We start from the raw sequence: 21,711 nt of genomic DNA on the forward strand, positions 1-21,711 counted from the left end.
ACCGGTGCCCGAGGGTCACACGCTGCACCGACTGGCGGCGCACTTCGAGAAGGCCTTCGGCGGCGGGACGGTACGCGCCACCAGCCCCCAGGGCCGCTTCGCGGAGGGTGCCGCGCGGGTGGACGGCCGCGTCCTCACGGAGAGCGAGGCCCACGGCAAGCACCTCTTCCTCGGGTTCGACTCGGGTGAGTGGCTGCGGGTGCACCTGGGCCTGTACGGGGCGTGGACCTTCGGTGACGCGGACGGCGAACGCCACCTCGGCGCGCCCCGCGCGCGGGGCGCCGACCTCGCCCCCCTCGTCCGGGACGGGGACGGGCTGGTCGTGCCGCCGGCACCCGTCGGCGCGGTGCGCGCCCGGCTCGTCAACGCCTCCGGGTGGGCCGACCTGCGCGGCCCCTCCGCCTGCGAGGTCGTCACGGAGGACGAGAAGCAGGCCGTCCAGGACCGGCTCGGCCCCGACCCCCTGCGCGACGACGCCGACCCCGAACGTGCCTGGCGTACGGTCAGCCGTTCCAGGACCAGCATCGCGGCGCTGCTCATGCGCCAGGACGTCATCGCGGGGATCGGCAACATCTACCGGGCCGAGTCGCTCTTCAGGGCGGGGATCGACCCGGCGACGCCGGGCCGCGAACTGACCGCCGGGCAGTGGGCGGCGCTGTGGGAGGATCTCGCCGGCCTGCTCCGCGACGGGGTGCGCGACGGCTACATCATCACCACCCGCCCCGAGGACCGGCCCGATCCCGACGCGCGTCCCGTGCCCAGGCCGGACACGCTGTACGTCTGCTACCGGACCGGCGAGCCGTGCCGCGTGTGCTCCTCGCCCGTCGCCGCGTCCGAGCTGGCCGGACGCACCCTCTACTGGTGCCCGGGATGTCAGCGGGGCTGACCCGCTCCCGGCCCCGGCCGCCGAGGGGATCTGGACGCCGACAGGCCATGCAGTACACTCCCTAGCCGTCTGCTTAACCGGTTCAGTTTCTGTGATCAGGGGGGCGAATGGGGGGGTTGATGCGGCGTCCGACGATCGTGGACATCGCCAAGGCCGCCGGGGTGTCCAAGGGGGCGGTCTCGTACGCGCTCAACGGGCGGCCCGGGGTCTCCGAGGAGACCCGTCGGCGTATCCTGGCGATCGCCAGCGACATGGGCTGGGCCCCGAGCAGTCCCGCGCGGGCGCTCTCGCCGGGCGGTCGGATAGGGGCGATCGGCCTGGTGGTCGACCGCCCGGCGCACTCGCTGGGGCTCGAACCCTTCTTCATGCAGCTGGTCTCCGGCATCGAGACGGAACTGGCCTCCTCCAACAACGACCTGCTCCTCCAGGTCACCGAGGACATGGGCGCCGAGACCGCGGCCTACCGGCGCTGGTCGGCGGAGCGCCGGGTCGACGGCGTGATCATGGTCGACCTGCGGGTGGACGACCCCCGGATCGGCCTCGTGGAGGGCCTGCCGCTGCCCGCGGTCGTCCTGGGCGGCCCCGAGGGGGCGGGCTCGCTCCCGTGCCTCTACACCGACGACTCCGTGGCCATGCGCGAGGTCGTCCACTACCTGGCGGCGCTGGGGCACCGGCGCATCGTGCGGGTGGCGGGCCCGGAGGAGTTCGTGCACACCAGGGCGAGGACCGCGGCGTTCCTGGACGCGGCGGAGCAGGCGGGCCTGGCGGAGGCGTACTCGGTGCACGCCGACTACACCGGCGAGGCCGGGACGCGGACCACGCGCAGGCTGCTGGCACGGACGGACCGCCCGACCGCCCTGGTCTACGACAACGACCTCATGGCCGTGGCCGGCCTCGGCGTGGCGCGGGAGATGGGGGTCGGCGTGCCCTCCCAGCTGTCGATCGTGGCGTGGGACGACTCCGTCCTGTGCCGACTGGTGCGGCCCTCGCTGACCGCGATCGCCCGTGACATCGTCTCCTACGGCCGCCTCGCGGCGGCCATGCTCGGCGACGCGATCGAGGGCAGGCCGGTGCGCAACCAGGAGACCTCGCGGGGCGAGCTGTACCCGAGGGCGAGCACGGGCCCCATGGGGGCGTGACGGTGCGGCGCGGCCGACCGTCGCCCGAGAGCCGGTGAACGCCTGTGCGGAACCGGTTCAGTAGGGGTGAATTTACTGACGTACCCGCATCTTCGCTGTTACAAGCGAATAACAGCGAAGTGTCGGGGATTGACGGCCTTCCCGTGGGCGTGTTGTTGTTAACCTCACTTACCCGGTTCAGCAACGGTCCTGTGCTCCCTCTGCTGGGAGCGCTCCCAACCCTCCGGTTCCCGGAGGGGCGCCCCCCCCACAGGCCGACCGGGTGACAAGGAGGAGTCCGGATGAGAAGTCTGCGGATTCCGGCGGCACTCGCGGCACTGGCCATCACGGCCACTGCGTGCTCGGGTGGCGGCGGGAACGAGGAGGGCTCCGGGTCGTACCCCCGGAGCGAGACGCTGTACACCACGGGTACGGCATGGGGTCCGCCGGTCAGCTGGAACCCGCTCATGAAGGGCCAGTACGCGCCCGGCACGATCGGCCTGGCCTACGAGACGCTCTTCCTGTACGACCCCAACGAGGGCGAGTACGTCCCCTGGCTCGCGGAGAGCGACGAGTGGACCGCGGAGAACGTCCACGAGATCACCCTCCGCGAGGGGATCACCTGGTCGGACGGCGAGCCCCTGGTCGCCGAGGACGTCGTCGCGACCCTGGAGCTGGGCCAGTTCGGCTCCGTCTCCTACAGCAACATCTGGAACTTCATCGAGAGCGCCGAGGCCACCGACGAGCGCACGGTGACCGTCACCTTCTCGGAGAACCGCCCCCAGGAGTGGATGAACTGGGTCTACCTCAACCCCGTCCTCCCCGCCCACATCTGGGCCGACATGGAGGAGACGGCGCTCACGGACAGCGCCAACGAGGACATCGTCGCCACCGGCCCCTACGTCTACGAGTCGCACACCGACGACCGGATGGTCTGGGAGCGCAACGACGAGTGGTGGGGCACCGAGGCACTCGACCTGGAGATGCAGCCCCGCTACATCGTGGACATCGTCAACGCCTCAAACGAGGTGACGATGAACATGATCAACCAGGGGGACATCGACCTCTCGAACAACTTCCTCCCGGGGATCGACCAGATCCTCAACAGCAACCCCAACGTCACCAGCTTCTACGACGGTCCGCCGTACATGAAGAGCGCGAACACCGCGTGGCTGGTCCCCAACGTCACGCGCGCGCCGCTCGACGACGCGGCCTTCCGCCAGGCGCTGGCCCACTCCATCGACATGGAGCAGATCATCGCCGGCCCCTACACGGACCTGGTCCAGGCGGCCAGCCCGACGGGCCTGCTGCCCGAGTGGGACGAGTACATCGACCAGGAGCTGGTCGAGCAGGAGGGCTTCACCTTCGACGCCGATGAGGCCGTCGCGATCCTCGAGGACGCCGGCTACATGGACGAGGACGGCGACGGCTACGTCGAGACGCCCGACGGCGAGCCCATCGCCCTCACCCTGGAGGTCCCCTCCGGCTGGACCGACTGGATGGAGGCCGCCCGGCTGATCGCGGGGCACGCCCAGGCGGTCGGCATCAACATCGAGGCCCAGTTCCCCGAAGAGGACCTGCTGTCCGAGAACCGCAACTCGGGCGAGTTCGACCTGGTGATCAACAACGAGCGTCCGATGAGCAACACGCCGTGGACCTACTACGACTACCTCTTCCAGCTGCCCGTCAACGAGCAGCAGACCACCGTCAACTTCGGGCGGTACGAGAACGAGGAGGCGTGGCAGCTCGTCGAGCAGCTGGCCGCCGTCCCCGCGGACGACGTGGAGGGCGCGGCCGAGATCACCTCGCAGATCCAGGAGATCCAGCTGGCCGAGCTCCCGGCCATCCCGCTCTGGTACAACGGCCTCTGGTCGCAGTCCACGAACGAGACCTGGACCAACTGGCCCAGCGAGCAGGAGGGCGCTCCGCAGAGCGCCGCGACGTTCTGGAACGGCTGGCTCGAGATGGGCGCCATCTACACCCTCGCGGAGATCGAACCGGTCGGCTAGGGGGCACGCGGACACTCTCCTCCGCGCACCCGTCGACCCCCCACCCCGGCCGGAGCACGGCGTACGCGCCCGGCCGGGGAGCCCCCGAGGGGCACGGGGCGGACCCCTTCCCCTTCCCGGGTCCGCTGCCGTGCCCCTCCGGGGACCCCGCCTGTCCGCCGCCATCACCTGGAGGAACGTGTGTGGCGCTACATCGGCCGTAAGCTCTTCGTCTACCTGCTTACGTTCGTCATCGCGGTCACCATCAACTGGATGATCCCGCGCTTCATGCCGGGCGACCCCGTCCGCAGCATGCTCGCGCGAGCCTCGGTCGGCAACCCCGAGGCGCTCGAGCGCATGACCACCTACTACAACGAGGTCTTCGGCCTCGACACACCGCTGTACCAGCAGTACTTCAGCTTCTGGGGCGGCCTGCTCCGGGGCGACCTGGGCGTCAGCGTGATGCTCTACCCCGAACCCGTCACCGACGTCATCCTGCGTGCGGTGCCCTTCACCCTGGCAGTGCTGCTCCCCGCGATCCTGCTCAGCTGGGTCGTCGGCAACCACTTCGGGGCCTTCGCCGCCCGGAGCAAGATCCTCGACAACACGATCCTGCCGCTCGGGTACGTCCTGACCGCCACGCCCTACATGTGGCTGGCCCTGCTGCTCGCCTGGAGCCTGGGCGTCGTCGCCGGGGTCTTCCCGGTCGCGAACGGATACAGCTTCTCCCTCCGGCCCGAGTTCACCTGGCTGTTCATCTCCGACCTGATCAGCCACTGGTTCCTGCCGTTCCTGTCCATGTTCGTCGTGGCGCTGGGCGGCTGGGCGATCGGCATGCGGAACATGATCATCTACGAGCTGGAGGCGGACTACTCGAACTACCTCCAGGCCCTCGGCGCGCCGCGCAGGCTGGTCCGCAAGTACGCCTTCCGCAACGCGATGCTGCCCCAGATCACCGGGCTCGCGGTGCAGCTGGGCACGATCATCGCCGGATCGCTGCTCACCGAGATCGTGTTCAACTACCCCGGCCTCGGCACCCTCATCATCCAGTCGCTGAACAGCCGGGACTTCTTCCTGCTCCAGGGGATCTTCCTGTTCGTGGTCGTCGGGGTGCTGATCGCCAACTTCATCATCGACATCGTGTACGTCCTGGTTGACCCGCGCACCCGGGTCCAGATGACGGGAGGCTCGTCATGACCAACGTCGCCGGGGCGCCCGGAGCCCAGCCCGCAGCCGAACCCGCGGCTCCGCGCAAGGGCTCCGAGACACTGCACTACGCCCGCCGCAACCCCAAGCTGCTCATCGGCCTGGGCATCGTCCTCGCGTTCCTCCTGCTCGGCCTCATCGGCCCCCTCTTCGTCGACCACGGGCCCAACGAGTACGTCGGCCCCCAGAGCCAGCCCCCCAGCGGCGAGTTCTGGCTGGGCACCACCTCCTTCGGCCAGGACATCTGGGCGCAGTTCGTGTTCGGGGTCCGCACCACGTTCCTCATCGGCGTGTTCGGCGGCGGCGTCGCGTTCGTCATCGGCACGGCGGTCGGCTTCATCGCCGGCTACAAGGGCGGGATCGTCGACGAGATCCTCAACATGCTCACGAACGTGGTCCTGGTCCTGCCCGCGATGGTCGTGCTGATCGTCGCGATCGCCTACCTGGACGCGCGAGGCGTGTTCGTGCAGGGCCTCTTCATCGGCCTCACCTCCTGGCCGTGGGCGGCGCGCGCGGTCCGCTCGCAGGCGCTCTCGCTGGCCACCCGCGACTACGTGGACCTGGCCCGCCTCAGCGGCCGGCGCACGGGGAAGATCATCACCACCGAGATCGCCCCGAACATGAGCTCCTACCTGGTGATGTCCTTCATCCTGCTGTTCGGCGGCGCCATCCTCATCGCCGCGGGCCTCGACTTCATCGGGCTCGGCCCCTCGGACGGGGTGTCCCTCGGCCTGATGCTGGAGAGCGCCGTCGCGTGGAGCGCCCTGCAGTTCGGGATGTGGTGGTGGTTCGTTCCGCCGGGCCTCGGCATCACGGTGATCGTGAGCTCGCTGTACATCCTCAACGTCGGGTTGGACGAAATCTTCAACCCCAAGCTGCGGGAGCTGTAATGACCCTGCGCGTCAACGACCTGAAGGTCTACTACCAGACCCTGCGCGGGGACGTCCACGCCCTCGACGGAGTCACGTTCGACCTCGCCGACGGCGAGATCATGGGCCTGGCGGGGGAGTCCGGCTGCGGCAAGACCACCCTCGGCAAGAGCCTGATCCGGCTGGACTCGCGGATGCGCCACGTCGGCGGCACCATCGACCTGGACGGCAAGGACGTGCCGATCGCGGACGACGACGCGATGGTGCCCCTCCGCTACCACGAGATCTCGCTCATCCCGCAGTACGCGATGAGCGCGCTCAACCCCACCCGCAAGATCGGGCGGATGATCAACGAGCTGCTGCGCTCGCGCGGCGTCCGTCCGGCCGACATCTCCCAGGAGCTCACCCGGCGCCTGGAGCTGGTCGGACTCGACGCGGACGTGCTGAACCGGTTCCCGATCGAGCTGTCGGGCGGCATGAAGCAGCGCGTCGTCATGGTGATGGCCACGCTGCTCAACCCGTCGCTGCTCATCGCCGACGAGGTCACCTCCGCGCTGGACGTGTCGACGCAGCGGTCGGTCGCCGAGTCGCTCGTGGAGTTCCGTGACCGCGAGTACGTCAAGAGCATGGTGTTCGTGACCCACGACATCTCGCTCGTGTACCAGATGGCCGACACGATCATGGTGATGTACGCGGGCCGCATCGCGGAGAAGGCCCCCGCGAAGACCATCATCAACGCGCCGCGCCACCCCTACACCCAGATGCTCATCTCGGCTCTCCCCGAGGTCGGCTCGACCATGGAGCAGGGGCGCCTGGAGGGCATCCCCGGGACGCCGCCCGGCCTGCTGAACCCGCCGACCGGCTGCCGGTTCAAGGACCGCTGCCCGATGGCCTTCTCCAAGTGCTCCGAACAGCCGCCGCTGCTGGAGATCGAACCCGGCCACTGGGCCGCCTGCTGGAAGACGGGGTGAGGTAGACCGTGCTGGAACTCAGCCATGTGCACAAGGTGTACCGGGTCGGCGCGTTCGGCGGCGGCCGCCTGCGCGCGGTGCGCGACGTCAGCCTGACGGTGGAGCCCGGCGAGGTCGTCTCGCTCATCGGTGAGAGCGGCAGCGGCAAGAGCACCCTCGGCAAGATGGTGCTCGGCCTGAGCAGGCCGACCGGCGGCACGATCACGTTCGACGGCACCGACATCACCACCATCCGGGGCCACGCCGCGCGCAAGGAGTACTACCGCAGGGTGCAGGGGGTCTTCCAGGACCCGTTCAGCTGCTTCAACCCGATCTTCAAGGCCGACCGCGTCTTCGAGATGATCAGGACCTCCTACTTCCCGGGGGTCTCGGACGCGGACTGGCGGGACCGGGTCCTGGCCGCGCTGGCCACGGTCCGACTGGACCCGGGAAACGTCCTGGGCAAGTACCCCCACCAGCTCAGCGGCGGCCAGCTGCAGCGGGTGCTGATCGCGCGGGCGCTGCTCCTGGACATCAAGCTGCTGGTGGCCGACGAGATCATCAGCATGCTGGACGCGTCCACGCGCATCGACGTGCTCAACCTGCTCAGCGACCTCAAGGAGCGCGGGCTCGGCATCCTGTTCGTGACCCACGACCTGTCGCTCGGCAACTACGTCAGCGACAAGTCGGTGATCCTGCGCAAGGGCGCCGTCGCGGAGATGGGTCCCACGCTCAGGGTGTTCGAGAACCCCCTCCACCCCTACAGCCGCCACCTCCTCTCGTGCGTGCCGCAGCTGCACCGCACCTGGGCGGAGGTCGACGCGGAGCTGGCGGCGAACCCGCCGGAGGACGTCGTCCTCCCGGTGGCGGCGGACGAGGAGTCCGCTCCGCTGCTCGAGGTGGAGGAGGGACACTTCGTCGGGATCGACCAGGGGTAGCCCGTGCGCGCCGCCACGCCGCCCCGGACCGTGCGTGGCCGGGGCGGCGCACGTGGTGGGGGCGGTCGGGCACGCGCGCCGCTCCCACCGGAGCCGCGGGGTTCTTCGGCCGCCGTCTCCGACTCCGTCGGCCGAAAACGGAATTCACCTACGAAACCAGTGGGGATCGTTCTCCTGCGCGCCCATACGCACCCATACGCGCGCGATCGCGAAGTCGTCGGCGCGCGCAGGCCCCGCATCGTGCCCCCCGGGGGGCGTTCCTCGGGGGTCCCCGGGCGCGTGCGGAGCCTTCCGGAAGACCGCACGGAGGGGCTCCGCGCCGAGGGGGCGGCGGCGGGCCGGTGCGGGGAGCGCCCGGGAGCCCTCCGCGCTGAAGTGCGGGAACGACATCGCGGTGACGGGTCCGCGAACAGGCCGTGACACGCCCGTGACCACGGGGTCCGCCGCGCGCGGTTCCCTCCCCGCCCGCCGGTATTCCTGATGGGGCCGTGCGAGTTGCCACACCGAAAACCTTCGCGAGCTGGCCGGGCTGTGGTAAGTTCGGTGAAGATTGTTAGTCGTTGAATTTCGCAGTTGGTGTCTTGCCCGCGGAGTTTGTGACCGGCGGGCGGTTTCTCTTGGAGTCGGCTCGCGGCAATTCTCGGACGTGAGTATGCGTTCGTGTACACCGAGCTGAAGGAGAGAACATGGCTCAGGGAACTGTGAAGTGGTTCAACGGCGAGAAGGGCTTCGGCTTCATCTCCCCCGACGACGGTGGCCCCGACGCCTTCGTTCACTACAGCGCCATCCAGGGTAGCGGCTTCCGCAACCTGGAGGAGAACCAGCGCGTGGAGTTCGAGATCGTCGCCGGCACCCGCGGCCCGCAGGCCGAGAACGTCGTCGCGCTCTAAGACGTAGAACGTCGTAGGACGCCCCGGAAGGCACCGCCTTCCGGGGCGTTCGCGTGTCCGGGGCCCGGTCGGGACGGCCGTCCCGGGCCCCGTGCCCCCTCACGGGACCGGCCGCCGCCCCCGTGAGGGGACGGCGGCCGACGGGGTGCCGCGAGGCGGGTCAGTCCGCGAGCAGCGCCTCCGTGCGCTCGCGCACCTCCGGGGTGTCCAGGCCGCGCACGGTCACCGTGGTGCGTCGGCGCAGCACGTCGTCGACGGTCACGGCCCACTCGCGGTCCCGCGCGAAGACCACCTGCGCCCAGATGTCGGGCCCGTCGGGGTGGATGCGCTCGCCCAGCTCCGGGAGGTCCCGGACCAGGACCGCGATGTCCATCGCCAGGCTTCCGTAGTGCGACGCCAGGTGGCGTGCGACCAGCGGGTCGAGGCGGGCGCCCGGCTCGCGGTCGATGATGAGCCGCTGGGTCACCGCGTCCGGGCTGGCCAGCCCGGGGAGCGGCACGGTGCGCAGCGGGTCGACCATGTCCTCGCCCAGGGGCACCGCCGAGACCTTGCGCAGCTCCTCCAGGACGGTGCGGCCGATGTGTCGGTACGTCGTCCACTTGCCGCCCGCCACCGACAGCATCCCGCCGCGCCCCTGGCTCACCACGGTCTCCCGCTTGGCCGCGCTGGTGCCGCCGGGGCCTCCCGGCAGCACCCGCAGGCCGGCGAAGGAGTACGTCACCTGGGAGGCGTCCAGGTAGGGGGCGTCGATGCCCACCGCGGCCTCGCCCAGGATCTGCTCGACGTCGGAGGGGACCACCCCCACCTCGGCCGGGTCGCCGGTGTACTCCTCGTCGGTGGTGCCGAGCAGCAGCCTCCCCTCCCACGGGATGGCGAACGAGACCCGGTACCGGTCCACGGGGATGGTCAGCGCCGCGCGCCACGGCTCGGGCGTGCGCAGGACCAGGTGGGCGCCCTTGGACAGGCGCACGCTGGGCCCGGCCGCCGGGTCCTCCATCCGCCGCAGGCCGTCCACCCAGGGCCCGGTGGCGTTGAGGACCAGGCGGGCGTCGATCCCGAACTCGTGGCCCCCGACGCGGTCGCGCAGGTCGGCGCCGGTGACCCTGCCCCGTGTGGTGCGCAGGCCCACCACCTCGGCGTGGTTGAGCACCACCGCGCCGGCGTCGGCGGCGGCGCGCACGGTCATGACGGCCATGCGGCTGTCGTTCATCTGGTGGTCGCTGTAGGCGGCCACCGAGCGCAGGCCCTCGGTGCGCAGTCCGGGCGCGAGGCGCTTGGCCTGGGCGGGGGAGAGCAGGCGGCCCATCCCGTCGCCGAACGCGGACAGGGCCGAGTACAGGAAGACCCCGGCGCCCATCTTCGCGGCGCCGTGGGGCCCGCCCGAGTAGACGGGGACCAGGAACGGCATGTGGTTGACCAGGTGAGGGGCCACGTCGGAGGCGAGGGAGCGGCGCTCCCGGTGGTTCTCCGCGACCAGGCGCACGTTGCCGGTCTGGAGGTAGCGCAGTCCGCCGTGCACCAGTTTGGAGGAGGCGCTGGAGGTGGCCCCGGCGAAGTCGCCGGAGTCGACCATGGCCACCCGGAGCCCGGCCTGGGTGGCGGTCCACGCGGCGGACGTGCCGAGGATGCCGCCGCCGACGACGAGGAGGTCGAAGGTTCCCCGGGAGAGTTCGTCCCGGGTGCGGGAGCGGGCGGAGGAGGTGTCGTTCTGGCGGGCGCTGGTGGTCATGGGCTGGTGCTCCGTCCGTTCGGAGGGATGGCGGGGACTCCGCAAGCGCCTGAACGGGCTCAGACCCTTCAGACGTGTGTCGCCTGCATAATACGACAATGCCGAACGGCGGCACGATCTGAGGTCATCCGTCCGGGGTGTCGTCGGCCCCGTGCCGGTCCTGACGGGGGCGTCGTGCTGCCGGTGTGACCAGAGACCACTGTGTGAACCCGCTTCGTGATCGATGTGCGGCATTGTCGAATACTTTGCGACCGTTCGCGTGCGCGCCCCGCCGGACGGCGGTCGCGCCCGGGCCCGGACGGGTGTGATGCCGGCGGGCGGGGTTCCGGGACCGGGCCCGCGGGGCCCGGTGCGGGATTCCGGGGCCGGGCGCGGTTTCGGACCCCGGGTTCCCCGGATTGCCCCACCGGAGGGACATCCCGAGTCCTACGATTGGGGCATCATGGCGACCAGGTACTCACCCACGATCCGGCGCCGCCGCCTCTCCGCCGAACTCCGGCGGCTGCGGCTGGCCGCGAGGAAGACCAGCGAAGAGGCCGCCGCCGCCTCGGGCCTGTCCAAGTCCACCTACTCCAACATCGAGTCCGGCGTGAAGAAGCGCCCCAGACTCAGCGAGGTCCGAGCCGTCCTGGACGCCTTCGGGGTCGGGCCCGGCCAGGAGTACGACGAGATCCTCAACCTGTGCCGCCAGGCCCTCGAACGGGGCTGGTGGAGCCGCTACCGGGACGTCCTCGCCGCGCGCTACGTCGGCTTCGAGACCGAGGCGAGCTCCATCACCACCTGGCAGCCGATCGTCGTGCCGGGCCTTCTCCAGGTGCCCGAGTACATGCGGGTGACGGCCCTGGCCGGGATGGCCAACCCCCAGGACATCCGCAGGGTGACGGACGCCAAGATGACCCGCCAGCGCATTCTGGACGACGAGGACCCGCCGGAGCTGTACGCGGTCTTCGACGAGGGGGCGCTGCTGAGGCTCCGGGACTTCCCCGACGCCAAGCGGGCCCAGGTGGCGCACATCGTGGAGATGGCGGAGCGCCCCCACGTCACCGTCCAGATGACCCTGGCGGCCAAGCTCAACCCCGGTGCCGGCGGCCCCTTCGTGATCATGGAGTTCCCCGAGCCCATCGACCCGATGGTCGTCTACCTGGAGACCGACACCGACGGCATCTACCTGGAGGAGCCCGACGAGGTGGTGCGCTACCAGAACATCCTCAACCACCTCCGACTGGTCGCCCTCCGCCCGGGGGAGACCCTCGACTACCTCCGTGAGGTCCACCTCGGGGCCTAGGAGGTCGGGCCCGCGTGCCGAGCACCGGCTCCCGTCCTCCGGGGCGGTGGGGCGGTCGGGCGGACGCGGACGGGGGCGCCCGGCGCGAACGCCGGGCGCCCCCGTTCCACCGCGGGCCGGGGCGGTCAGACCCCGAACCCGGTCAGCTTCCAGATCCACGCGCCGATCACACCGCCCACGAGCGGGCCGACGACCGGGATCCAGGAGTAGCCCCAGTCCGATCCGCCCTTGCCCGGGATCGGCAGCAGCGCGTGCGCCAGGCGCGGACCCAGGTCGCGGGCGGGGTTGATGGCGTAGCCCGTCGGCCCGCCCAGGGACAGGCCGATCGCGAGCACGAGCAGGCCGATCATCAGCGGCGCGATGCCGTTGGTGAACAGGCCGCCCAGGTCCACGTCCCCCTCGGAGACGAAGCCCGAGTTCGCGCCGATCCCGAGCACGCCCAGGAGCAGCATCGCGGTGCCGATGATCTCGGTGACGAGGTTGGCGACCGGGTTGCGCACGCCGGGGGAGGTGCTGAACACGCCCAGCTTGGCCTCCGGGTCGTCGGTCACCTTCCAGTGCGCGAAGTAGGCCAGGTAGACCAGGACGGCGCCGGTGAACGCGCCGCCCAGCTGGGCCAGCATGTAGCCGGGCACCTGGGCCCAGGCGAACTCGCCGATGCTGGCCAGGCCGAGGGTCACCGCGGGGTTGATGTGCGCGCCGCTCGTGGAACCGACGACGTAGACGGCCATCGCGACCGCCATGCCCCAGCCGAACGTGACCACGATCCAGCCCCCGTTGAGGGCCTTCGATCGGGCGAGGGAGACTCCGGCGACGACACCGCCGCCGAGCAGGATGAGGATCGCCGTTCCGACGAACTCTGCCAGGTACACCATGGAGGACCTCCGCCCCGGTGAGGGGCAGCCGGGTCACGGGAGGTCAGGTGTGCTCGCGGGGCGCGACCGCACGCCGGACGCGGGCATAATCAGACACACCCGTCACAGGATGGAGATGGGACGGGGGCGCGGTCGCGCCCCCTGTACCGCCTCCCAGGGGAGCAGGTGGCAGCCGTGGCGCCCCTGGGCGGCGGTCGTTCGGACGGGGCCCTGCCCCGGCCTACGCTTCCTCGTGCTCGACCCAGTCCAGGGTGCGTCGCACGGCCTTGTTCCAGTTGTGGTATTCGCGATCGCGGACGGCGGGCTCCATCTCCGGGTTCCACTCGGCCGCCTTGTGCCAGTTGGCGCGCAGAGTCTCCACGTCGGGCCAGTAGCCCACCGCCAGCCCCGCGGCGTAGGCGGCGCCGAGACAGGTGGTCTCGGCGACCATCGGCCGTACGACCTCGGCGTCCAGGACGTCGGACAGGATCTGCATGAGCAGGTTGTCGGCGGTCATGCCGCCGTCCACCTTGAGCGTCGTCAGGTCGATCCGCGAGTCGGCGTTCATCGCGTCGACGACCTCGCGGGTCTGCCACGCGGTGGCCTCCAGGACGGCGCGCGCGATGTGGCCCTTGGTGACGTACCCGGTCAGGCCCGCCATCACGCCCCGGGCGTCGCTGCGCCAGTGCGGGGCGAACAGGCCGGAGAACGCCGGCACGATGTAGCAGCCGCCGTTGTCGTCCACGGTGCGGGCCAGCGTCTCGATCTCCGGAGCGGTCGAGATCAGGCCGAGGTTGTCGCGCAGCCACTGCACCAGCGACCCCGTGACCGCGATCGAGCCCTCCAGGGCGTACACGGCCGGTTCGTCGCCGAGCTTGTAGCCGAGCGTGGTGAGCAGGCCGTTCTGTGAGGTCACCGGCTCGGTGCCGGTGTTCATGACCAGGAACGTGCCGGTGCCGTAGGTGCCCTTGACGTCGCCCGGGTCGAAGCAGGTCTGGCCGAACAGGGCGGCGTGCTGGTCGCCGAGAGCGGACGCGACGGGGGTGCCCTCCAGGTAGCCGCGGGCCTCGCCGTAGACCTCCGAGGACGAGCGGATCTCCGGCAGCACGGCCGCCGGGATGCCCAGTGCGTCGAGGATCTCGGGGTCCCACTCCAGGGTGGCCAGGTTCATGAGCATGGTGCGGCTCGCGTTGGTCACGTCGGTGACGTGGCGGCCGGTCAGGTTCCAGATGATCCAGGTGTCCATGGTGCCGAACAGGACCTCGCCCCGTTCGGCCCGTTCGCGGAGCCCGTCCACGTTGTCGAGCAGCCAGCGCAGCTTGGGGCCGGAGAAGTAGGTGGCCAGCGGAAGGCCGGACCTCTCGCGGAACCGGTCCTGGCCGCCGTCCGCGGCCAGTGCGCGGATCAGGTCGTCGGTGCGGGTGTCCTGCCAGACGATGGCGTTGTGGACGGGCTTGCCGGTCTCCCGGTCCCACACCACGGTGGTCTCGCGCTGGTTGGTGATGCCGACGGCGGCGACCTGGTCGGGCGTGATGTCGCTCTTCTCCAGGGCCTCCTGGACGACCACCTCGACGTTGGTCCAGATCTCCTCGGCGTCGTGCTCGACCCACCCCGGTTGGGGGAAGATCTGCCTGTGCTCGCGTTGGTCGACGGAGACGATGCGTCCGTCCCGGTCGAAGAGGATGCAGCGGCTCGACGTGGTGCCCTGGTCGATCGCGGCGACGTACTGCTGACTCATCGGTTGCTCGCCTTCAAGGTGGAGGGCTCGGGATGGGGGCCGGACACACACGCACACGGGTTATCCCCGCACGTTGTACGACATTGACGCATGGGTAGGCGTTAGTTTCATCCGTTCTTCCTTCCCATGTCAAGGCCGTGTGACGCAATCGTGTCGCGTGGGTCACGCAGCCTGCCGGGCAACGGTGCCAGGGAAGGGGCGGCTCACGGAAGCCACCGCGCGGAACCGGCGCGGGGCGGCCGGGCCGGGGCGCGGCGGGACGCGCTCAGTACGGGGTGACGCCCAGGTCCCGCGAGATGGCCCTCGCGGCGTCGCGCACGTACGAGACCTGCTCCATGTCGGGCCGGCCCTCCTCGCCGCGCAGGCGCTCGACGGCGCCGCGGACGCCTATGGCGCCGACCGTGGTGCCGCGCCGGTCGCGGATGGGCGCGGCGATCGACACCTCTCCGTCGACGAGTTCCTCGACCTCCCAGGCCCAGCCGTTCTCGCGGACCTCGTCCAGCAGCCGCTCCAGGACGGCGGGGGAGGTCACGGTGTGCCGGGTGAACGACGGCAGGGTCACCGCCCCGCCCGCCTCGACGGCGTCCGCGTCCTCCTCGGGCACGGCCAGGGGGTCGAAGGCCATCAGCACCCGGCCGATGGCGGTGGCGTGCAGGGGGAGCAGGGTGCCCACGTCGAGCGTCTGGCGCGAGGCGTCCGGGCGGAACACGTGGTGCACCACCAGCACCTGGTGCTTGTGCAGGGTGCCGATGCGCACGCTCTCACCGCTGCGGGAGGCCAGGCTGTCGGCCCAGTTCAGGGCCCGGGTGCGCAGCTCGTTGCCGTCCAGGTAGCGGGTGCCCAGGCTGAGCATGCCCCCGCCCAGGCGGTAGCGGCCGGACTCGGGGTCCTGCTCGACGAACCCCACGTGCTGGAGGGTGCGCAGGATCCCGAGGGCGGTGCCCTTGGGCAGCTCCAGTGACCGGGAGATCTCCGCCAGGCTCAGCCCCCGGGCGCCGGTGGCCAGGATCCGGAGGATGGCCGCCGCGCGTTCGATCGACTGGATTCTTCCCGGCATTGAGGTGCTACCACTCTCTAGTACGACAATGTCATACGCGAAATGCTACTACGCGATGTGATGCCCGGCAGGGGAACGGTCGTCCGGCGGCATGCGGGATCGGGCCAGTGTAGCCGCCCGTCCCGCCCCGACCTGGGCCGAGGGTGAGGTCACAGCTCCTCGACGGCCTCGGCGATCCTCCGGGCCGCGTCCTCGACGTCGCGGTCGGTGATCTCCAGGTGCACCACGAGGCGGATCGACGCGCCGCTGCCCAGCCCCGTGACACCGTGGCGCGAGAAGGCCTCGGCGTACCGGCGGGCCTCCCCGGCCGGGGTCCGCACCAGCACCATGTTGGTCTGCGCCAGGGCGGGCAGCCCGGACAGCTCGGTGATCCGCGCGGCCAGGACGGCGGCCCGCTCGTGGTCCTCGGCCATCCGCTCCCTGTGGTGGCGCAGCGCGTACAGAGCCCCGGCGGCGATGACGCCCGCCTGGCGCATCCCCGCGCCGAGCAGCTTGCGCCCGCGCCGGGCGCGCGCCACCGTGTCGGCGTCGCCGGCCAGGGCCGATCCCACCGGGGCGCCCAGCCCCTTGGAGAAGCACACGGAGACGGTGTCGAACCCGTCGGCGACCGCGGAGGGGGCCGTGCCGAGAAAGGCGGCCGCGTTCCACAGCCGGGCGCCGTCCAGGTGGGCGCGCAGCCCGTGCCGGTGCGCGAACCCCGTCACCCGTGCCTGCTCGGCGAGCGGGACCACCCGCCCGGTGAACGTGTTCTCCAGCCACACCAGGGCGGGCTCGGCCCGGTGGACGTCGCCGCGGCCGGCGATCCACGACTCCAGCAGTTCGTCGGTGGGGAAGATCCCGTCGGAGTACAGCCGGGGGAGGGCGCGGGCCAGCACCGCGGTGGCGCCCTGCTCGTCGCCGATGAGGTGGTGGTGCTCGTGTGCCCAGACCTCGTCGCCGCTGCGGGTGGACACGTACAGGCCCAGCTGGTTGGCCATGTGCCCCGAGGGCACGTACAGCGCGGCCTCCTTGCCGAGCAGGTCCGCGGTCTCCTCCTCCAGGGCTCGGACGGTCGGGTCCTCCCCCCACACGTCGTCGCCGACCTCCGCCTCGGCGATGGCCCGGCGCATGGCGGGGGTGGGGCGGGTGAGGGTGTCGGAGCGCAGGTCGATCATGGCGGCTTCCTTCGGCTGGGTGCGGCGCCCCCGGTCCGCGGGGACGGAGGCGTGCCCCGGGCGCGCGGCACCCGGGGCACGGACGGCGGGCCGGCCCGGCGGGGCGCGCCGGACGGGCCGTGGAAGGGACGATACTGCCCCGCCCTCACCCCTCCCCGAGCCGGTCCAGGGCCCGGGAGAGCCGGTGCAGGGACTCCAGGGCGCGCTCGGCGCCGTCCTCCCCCAGTTCGGCGACCAGGGCGTCGGCGACCCTGCCGTGGTCCGGGTCGATCCGCCGCAGGGCCTCCAGGCCCTCCTCGGTGGGCGCGAGCAGCTTGGCCCGGCTGTGCGCCGGGTTGGGGCGGTACTCGGCCAGCCTCCTCTCCACCAGCAGGTCGGCGATGCGCTGGACGCTCTGCCGGGTGGTGCCGAACCTGCGGGCCACCGCCGACACCGGCAGGGGCTCGTCGGTCACGGCGCCGAGCACCTGCCAGCGGGCCGCGGTCAGACCGGCCGAGCGGGCCAGTTCCTCCGCCACCGAGAGGAGCTGCCCGTTGAGGCGGAAGACGGTGAGCGCCGTGCCGGTGAACAGCTCGGAGTGTCTGTCGGCGGTCGACGCCATGCTCAGGACCCCTCCAGCAGGACGTGGTAGGCGTCGGGGTCGTGCCGGGCGTGCAGCCTGTACCAGGCGTCGAGGACGCGGGGCGTGAAGAGGTGGAGGGCGGCGAAGATCGCGCGGGCGAACTCGAGGGGCGCGGTGGGACCGGCCGTGATGAGGCCGCCGTCGGAGACGGTGAGCTCGGAGCGGTAGCGGCCGGTGCCCGCGTATCCGGTGCCGAGAAGGTACTCGGGCGCGGCGCTGGTGTGGTCGCGGTAGTCGAGCAGGCCCTCGCGGGCGAGCCCTGCGGTGGCGCCGCAGATGGCGGCGACCGGCACCCCGGCGTCGAGGAAGATCCCCGCGGCGGACGCGAAGGGCGCGAGCGCCTCCGGGTCGGCGTCCCAGCCCGAGGCGCCGGGCAGGATCAGCATGGAGCTGGCGGAGGGCACCAGCTGGGGCAGCGCGAGGTCGGGGAGGACCGTGATCCCGCCCATGGTCGTGACGGGCGCGCCGCTGAGGCCGACGGTGACCACGTCGTAGCGGCCCGGGTCGTGCTGCCATTCGCCACCGCGGATGGTGGCCACCGCGTGGCCGATCTCCCAGTCGGCGAGGTCGTCGTAGACGGCGAGGTGAACGGTCTTCCTGTTCTCTGCACTCATGACAACATGCTGTCATTTCGACAGGATGCTGTCAATGGAATCGGACGCCTGGCCGGGGTGGGGTCCCGGGGTGGGGCGCCGCCGTCCCCGTCTGTGCGGCCACCGTTTTCGGGCGGCCCGCAATGCGGGCATGTCACCGGACCTTCGGGGAGGTTCGTCCCGGTGGGGATGGGGAATGGCGGTTTGTCCGGGCGAATCGGGGGCGTCCCGGCCAGGAACTCCTACCCGGGCGGGGGGAGTTTGGCAAGGGTTCGCCGTGCGGCGGGGCTTCCGGGAGGGGGTGTGCTCCCACCCGGGCGGGCGGGGAGGGTCCGCGGGCGGGGTGACGTGTGTCTCGCGGGAGTAACAGAACCGCACGGGTGGTTCACAGAAGCTCACAAATGGTATTACCATTGCCGAGACCTGTTTCAAGCGCAGGTCAAGGCCGTTTCATGCTGCGGTCGTGTGCCACCCCATCAGTCCACTGGAAGGCTCCGTCGTGGAGAACTTCGAGCCCGTCTACGGGACGGGTCCGCTCCTCGGGATCGCGGCGGGCGCCATCGCGCTCCTGCTGTTCCTCATCATCCGCTTCAGGATGCACGCGTTCATCGCGCTCGTCCTGGTCAGCGTCCTGACCGCCCTCGCCGCCGGCATCCCGGTCTCCGGGGTCATGCCGACCCTCCTGGACGGCTTCGGTGGCACGCTCGCCAACGTCGCCCTCCTGGTCGGCCTCGGCGTCATGATCGGGCGCCTGCTGGAGATCACCGGCGGCGCCGCGGTGCTGGCGGGGGCGCTCATCAGGCTCTTCGGGGAGAAGCGCGCCCCGCTCGCCCTCGGTGTGTCCTCGCTGCTGTTCGGCTTCCCGCTGTTCTTCGACGTCGGCCTCATCGTCATGCTGCCGATCGTCTTCAGCGTGGCCCGGCGCGTCGGCGGGTCGGTCCTGACCTACACCCTGCCCACCGCGGGCGCCTTCGCGGTCATGCACGCCTTCGTGCCCCCGCACCCCGGCCCAGTGACCGCCGCCGTGGAGGTCGGCGCGGACATGGGCCTGACCCTGCTGGTCGGCCTCCTCCTGGCGATCCCGACCTGGTACCTCTCCAGCTACCTGTACGGGCTCTGGGCGGGCAAGCGCTTCGAGATCCCGGTCCCCGACGACGTCATGTCCGACGGCACCGTCAAGCACGACGACCCGCCGCACCTGGCCACGGTCCTGGGCATCCTCCTGCTGCCGATGGTGCTGATCTTCGCCAACACCGGCGTCTCCGCCTTCGCCGCCACCGGTACCGTTGCCGCGGACGCCCTGTGGGTACAAGCCTTCCAGCTGATCGGCCAGACCCCGATCGCCCTGCTCATCACCGTGCTCGTCGCCATGACGGTGCTCCGCCGGGGCCGCTTCACCCGTCAGAGGGTCGAGGAGATCGTCGGAGGGGCGCTCGGCCCCGTCTGCGCCATCATCCTCATCACCGGCGCCGGCGGCATGTTCGGCATGGTGCTGCGCACCAGCGGCATCGGCGACGCGCTGGCCGGCTCGCTGGAGGCCACGGGCCTGCCGGTGATCGTCGCCGCCTTCGTCATCGCCCTCGCCCTCCGCGTCGCGCAGGGGTCGGCGACCGTCGCCATCACCACCGCCGCGGGGCTCATCGCCCCGGCCGTGCAGGCGGCGCCGGGGCTGACCTCCATCGACCTGGCGCTGATCGTCATCGCGATCGCCTCGGGCGCCACGGCCCTGTCGCACGTCAACGACTCCGGCTTCTGGCTGGTCGGGCGCTTCCTCGGCATGGACGTCAAGACCACGCTCAAGACCTGGACCGTCATGGAGACCCTCATCGGCTTCATCGGGTTCGGTCTCGCCTTCGGGCTCAGCCTGGTGCTGTGACGCGCGGGCGGGCGGGCTCCGGCCCGCCCGCCCCTCAGGGGGCCGGGTACGCCTTCGGGTCGTGCTCCAGGGCGTCCGAGACCTCGGTGACGATGGACCGCATCGCGGCCTCGGCCACGTCGGGGAGGCCGTCCCGGATGGCCTGGGCGACGGTCTTGTGCAGCCGCAGCGCCTCCGGGCGCGGGTTGCGCGGCATCAGGTCGTAGGAGGTCCGGCCGACGAGGACCTCGGCCACCACCTGCGCCAGCCCGACGAGCATCTCGTTCTCGGAGAGCTCCAGGATGCGGCGGTGGAAGGTGATGTCGAGCTCGAGGAAGGTCGCGAGGTCCCCGGCCCGACCGGTGAGGACCATCTGGTCGGCCACCACCACCAGCTGGGCCCGCTCCTCCTCGCCGCCCCGCGCGGCGGCGAGCGCGGCGGCCCCGGGCTCGACGGCGGCGCGCAGCTCGTTGAGCGAGCGCAGCTGCTCCATACGTCCCGGACCGGCCAGGCGCCAGCGGATCAGCTGGGGGTCGAAGACGCTCCAGTCGCGCCGGGGCCGCACCCGGATCCCGGTGCGCGGGCGGCTGACCACGAGGCGCATCGACTCCAGGACGCGTACGGCCTCGCGCGCCACGGTCCGGGAGACCCCGAAGTCCTGCTCGAGCCCCTGGAGCGTGAACGTGTGGCCGGTCGCGTACTCGTCCGCGGCGATCGCGGGCCCGAGGACCGCCAGCACCCGGTTGTGCAGCGTGCGGTGGTCGGTGCCCATCGTGCTCCCTGTGCTCCGCGCTCGTCCGGTCCGGCCACAACCGGCCGGGTTCCAGCCTGAAGCCTAGCCGGATTGATTGATATCACTATTAGTGGTGGCGCTTGCGTCCCCGCAGGAGCACCAGGACACGGAGAGACCATGCACTTTGTCTTCATGGGCGTCGCCGGAAGCGGCAAGACCACCGTCGCCGAGTACGTGGCGAAGCGCCTCGGTCTGCCGTTCGCCGAGGCGGACGCCTTCCACCCCAGGGCCAACATCGAGAAGATGGCGGCCGGCGTCCCCCTGACGGACGACGACCGGTGGCCCTGGCTGCGCGACCTGGCGGCGTGGATCTCGGCGCACGACGCCCTCGGGGAGTCGACGGTGATGGCGTGTTCGGCGCTCAGGCGCGAGTACCGCGACGTCCTGCGCGAAGGGGCGCCCGGGGTGTGCTTCCTGCACATGCAGGGGCCCGCCGAGGTGATCCTGGAGCGGATGGCGGCCAGGGCCGACCACTTCATGCCGCCCGCCCTGCTGGAGTCGCAGCTGGCCACCCTGGAGAGGCTGGGCCCGGACGAGCCCGGCCGCGAGTTCGACGTGCGGAGCGACGTCGACACCCTCACGGAGCAGGCGCTGGAGTACGTCGGCGAGTGCATGCGGGCGGCGGACGCCTGACGGGCGGGAGGACCCGCCCGCGGGGCCGGGGGAGCGGGGCCGGGGCGCACGGGCCCCCGCCCCGCTCCGGGGCCTCCTACTCCTCGTCCTCGGCGTCCGCGAGGGAGTGCAGGCGCGCCAGGTGCTCGCTGTCGTCCTCCCCGTGGCGGGTCAGGTAGATCTCGCGCGCCTCGTCGGCGATGTCGGAGGTCTCGTCCTCGAAACCGTAGTCGGCGAGGTCGTCGAGCAGGTCGAGCACCCGGTGCAGGGCGTCGTCGTCGGAGTCCTCGGCGGCCTCATCCGGGCGGTGGTCGGCGACCGCGGAGAGGACGGCCGCGCGGGCGTCGTCCACGGCGCTCTCGGAGCCGGCGGCCCCGGTCAGCCGGATCCTGGTGATGGGGTCCTCGTCGGCGATCAGCATGAGCTGCTCGGCGAGCCAGGCGGTCTCCTGGCCTTCGAGGAACGCGGTCAGGGCCGCGTCGTCAAGGGGTGTGGTCATCCGGAGATCATAGGGCTGCCGAGGGGGCGTCCGAGTATCGGGGACCAACGTCCCGATGCGGACTTCGTGTCGCAT

Annotated in this window: 20 protein-coding genes; 11 read left to right on the forward strand and 9 right to left on the reverse strand. The window is 71.3% G+C overall.

Features of this window, described 5'->3' with window-relative positions; translation table 11 throughout:
- The first annotated feature begins 4 nt into the window (after window positions 1–4).
- The 8 genes from OUQ99_RS05735 (at window position 5) to OUQ99_RS05770 (ending at window position 8,845) form a co-directional block, all read left to right on the forward strand.
- Window positions 5–886, forward strand: a complete 882-nt coding sequence (locus OUQ99_RS05735) for an Fpg/Nei family DNA glycosylase (RefSeq protein ID WP_267948381.1) — start codon at window positions 5–7, stop codon at window positions 884–886.
- 119 nt (window positions 887–1,005) lie between these two features.
- Window positions 1,006–2,025: a LacI family DNA-binding transcriptional regulator gene (locus OUQ99_RS05740; protein ID WP_267948382.1), complete on the forward strand. Its 1,020-nt coding sequence runs from the start codon at window positions 1,006–1,008 to the stop codon at window positions 2,023–2,025.
- Between the two features lie 281 nt (window positions 2,026–2,306).
- Complete coding sequence (locus OUQ99_RS05745) at window positions 2,307–4,013, forward strand: ABC transporter substrate-binding protein (protein WP_267948383.1); 1,707 nt, start codon at window positions 2,307–2,309, stop codon at window positions 4,011–4,013.
- Window positions 4,014–4,193: 180 nt separating this feature from the next.
- Window positions 4,194–5,189 (forward strand): ABC transporter permease, encoded by a 996-nt coding sequence (locus OUQ99_RS05750; protein ID WP_267948384.1) that lies wholly within the window; start codon window positions 4,194–4,196, stop codon window positions 5,187–5,189.
- Window positions 5,186–6,088 carry an ABC transporter permease gene (locus OUQ99_RS05755; RefSeq protein ID WP_267948385.1) on the forward strand — a complete coding sequence of 301 codons (903 nt, stop codon included), beginning with the start codon at window positions 5,186–5,188 and terminating at the stop codon, window positions 6,086–6,088. The genes OUQ99_RS05750 and OUQ99_RS05755 overlap by 4 nt, the downstream gene beginning before the upstream one ends.
- Complete coding sequence (locus OUQ99_RS05760) at window positions 6,088–7,038, forward strand: ABC transporter ATP-binding protein (RefSeq protein WP_267948386.1); 951 nt, start codon at window positions 6,088–6,090, stop codon at window positions 7,036–7,038. The genes OUQ99_RS05755 and OUQ99_RS05760 overlap by 1 nt, the downstream gene beginning before the upstream one ends.
- Window positions 7,039–7,046: 8 nt before the next feature.
- Window positions 7,047–7,955 carry an ABC transporter ATP-binding protein gene (locus OUQ99_RS05765; protein WP_267948387.1) on the forward strand — a complete coding sequence of 303 codons (909 nt, stop codon included), beginning with the start codon at window positions 7,047–7,049 and terminating at the stop codon, window positions 7,953–7,955.
- A gap of 686 nt (window positions 7,956–8,641) precedes the next feature.
- Window positions 8,642–8,845 (forward strand): cold-shock protein, encoded by a 204-nt coding sequence (locus OUQ99_RS05770; protein WP_267948388.1) that lies wholly within the window; start codon window positions 8,642–8,644, stop codon window positions 8,843–8,845.
- A 160-nt stretch (window positions 8,846–9,005) separates the two neighbouring features.
- Here OUQ99_RS05770 and OUQ99_RS05775 read toward each other — a convergent pair whose 3' ends face one another.
- Window positions 9,006–10,574, reverse strand: coding sequence for a glycerol-3-phosphate dehydrogenase/oxidase (locus OUQ99_RS05775; RefSeq protein ID WP_267948389.1), 1,569 nt, complete (start codon window positions 10,572–10,574; stop codon window positions 9,006–9,008).
- 442 nt (window positions 10,575–11,016) lie between these two features.
- Here OUQ99_RS05775 and OUQ99_RS05780 point away from each other — a divergent pair, with 442 nt between their 5' ends.
- Window positions 11,017–11,859 (forward strand): helix-turn-helix domain-containing protein, encoded by an 843-nt coding sequence (locus OUQ99_RS05780; RefSeq protein WP_267948390.1) that lies wholly within the window; start codon window positions 11,017–11,019, stop codon window positions 11,857–11,859.
- Window positions 11,860–11,984: 125 nt separating this feature from the next.
- Here OUQ99_RS05780 and OUQ99_RS05785 read toward each other — a convergent pair whose 3' ends face one another.
- From OUQ99_RS05785 to OUQ99_RS05810, 6 genes are all read right to left on the reverse strand, one after another.
- Entirely contained in the window at window positions 11,985–12,734 is a 750-nt protein-coding gene (locus OUQ99_RS05785) for an MIP/aquaporin family protein (protein WP_267948391.1), read from the reverse strand.
- A 220-nt stretch (window positions 12,735–12,954) separates the two neighbouring features.
- Complete coding sequence (gene glpK, locus OUQ99_RS05790) at window positions 12,955–14,451, reverse strand: glycerol kinase GlpK (RefSeq protein ID WP_267948392.1); 1,497 nt, start codon at window positions 14,449–14,451, stop codon at window positions 12,955–12,957.
- A gap of 265 nt (window positions 14,452–14,716) precedes the next feature.
- On the reverse strand, window positions 14,717–15,508 hold the full coding sequence (locus OUQ99_RS05795; RefSeq protein WP_267948393.1) for an IclR family transcriptional regulator: 792 nt from the start codon (window positions 15,506–15,508) through the stop codon (window positions 14,717–14,719).
- Window positions 15,509–15,657: 149 nt separating this feature from the next.
- Complete coding sequence (locus tag OUQ99_RS05800) at window positions 15,658–16,662, reverse strand: threonine aldolase family protein (protein ID WP_267948394.1); 1,005 nt, start codon at window positions 16,660–16,662, stop codon at window positions 15,658–15,660.
- 145 nt (window positions 16,663–16,807) lie between these two features.
- The gene (locus tag OUQ99_RS05805; protein ID WP_267948395.1) at window positions 16,808–17,263 is read right to left on the reverse strand and encodes a MarR family winged helix-turn-helix transcriptional regulator; all 456 of its coding nucleotides are present in this window, start codon (window positions 17,261–17,263) and stop codon (window positions 16,808–16,810) included.
- Between the two features lie 2 nt (window positions 17,264–17,265).
- The gene (locus OUQ99_RS05810) at window positions 17,266–17,898 is read right to left on the reverse strand and encodes a DJ-1/PfpI family protein (protein ID WP_267948396.1); all 633 of its coding nucleotides are present in this window, start codon (window positions 17,896–17,898) and stop codon (window positions 17,266–17,268) included.
- A 478-nt stretch (window positions 17,899–18,376) separates the two neighbouring features.
- Here OUQ99_RS05810 and OUQ99_RS05815 point away from each other — a divergent pair, with 478 nt between their 5' ends.
- A complete protein-coding gene (locus tag OUQ99_RS05815) occupies window positions 18,377–19,753 on the forward strand; it encodes a GntP family permease (RefSeq protein ID WP_267948397.1) in 1,377 nt (458 codons plus the stop codon).
- Between the two features lie 34 nt (window positions 19,754–19,787).
- Here the strand turns inward: OUQ99_RS05815 and OUQ99_RS05820 are convergent, their stop codons facing one another.
- Window positions 19,788–20,504: a FadR/GntR family transcriptional regulator gene (locus tag OUQ99_RS05820; protein WP_267948398.1), complete on the reverse strand. Its 717-nt coding sequence runs from the start codon at window positions 20,502–20,504 to the stop codon at window positions 19,788–19,790.
- A 138-nt stretch (window positions 20,505–20,642) separates the two neighbouring features.
- Between OUQ99_RS05820 and OUQ99_RS05825 the strand changes: the two genes are divergently transcribed.
- Entirely contained in the window at window positions 20,643–21,158 is a 516-nt protein-coding gene (locus OUQ99_RS05825) for a gluconokinase (protein ID WP_267948399.1), read from the forward strand.
- A gap of 76 nt (window positions 21,159–21,234) precedes the next feature.
- On the opposite strand, the gene OUQ99_RS05830 is transcribed toward OUQ99_RS05825, so the two are convergent.
- A complete protein-coding gene (locus tag OUQ99_RS05830; protein WP_267948400.1) occupies window positions 21,235–21,636 on the reverse strand; it encodes a hypothetical protein in 402 nt (133 codons plus the stop codon).
- Window positions 21,637–21,711 lie beyond the last annotated feature (75 nt).

The organism is Streptomonospora nanhaiensis, from assembly GCF_026642255.1.
Classification (GTDB): domain Bacteria; phylum Actinomycetota; class Actinomycetes; order Streptosporangiales; family Streptosporangiaceae; genus Nocardiopsis; species Nocardiopsis tropica.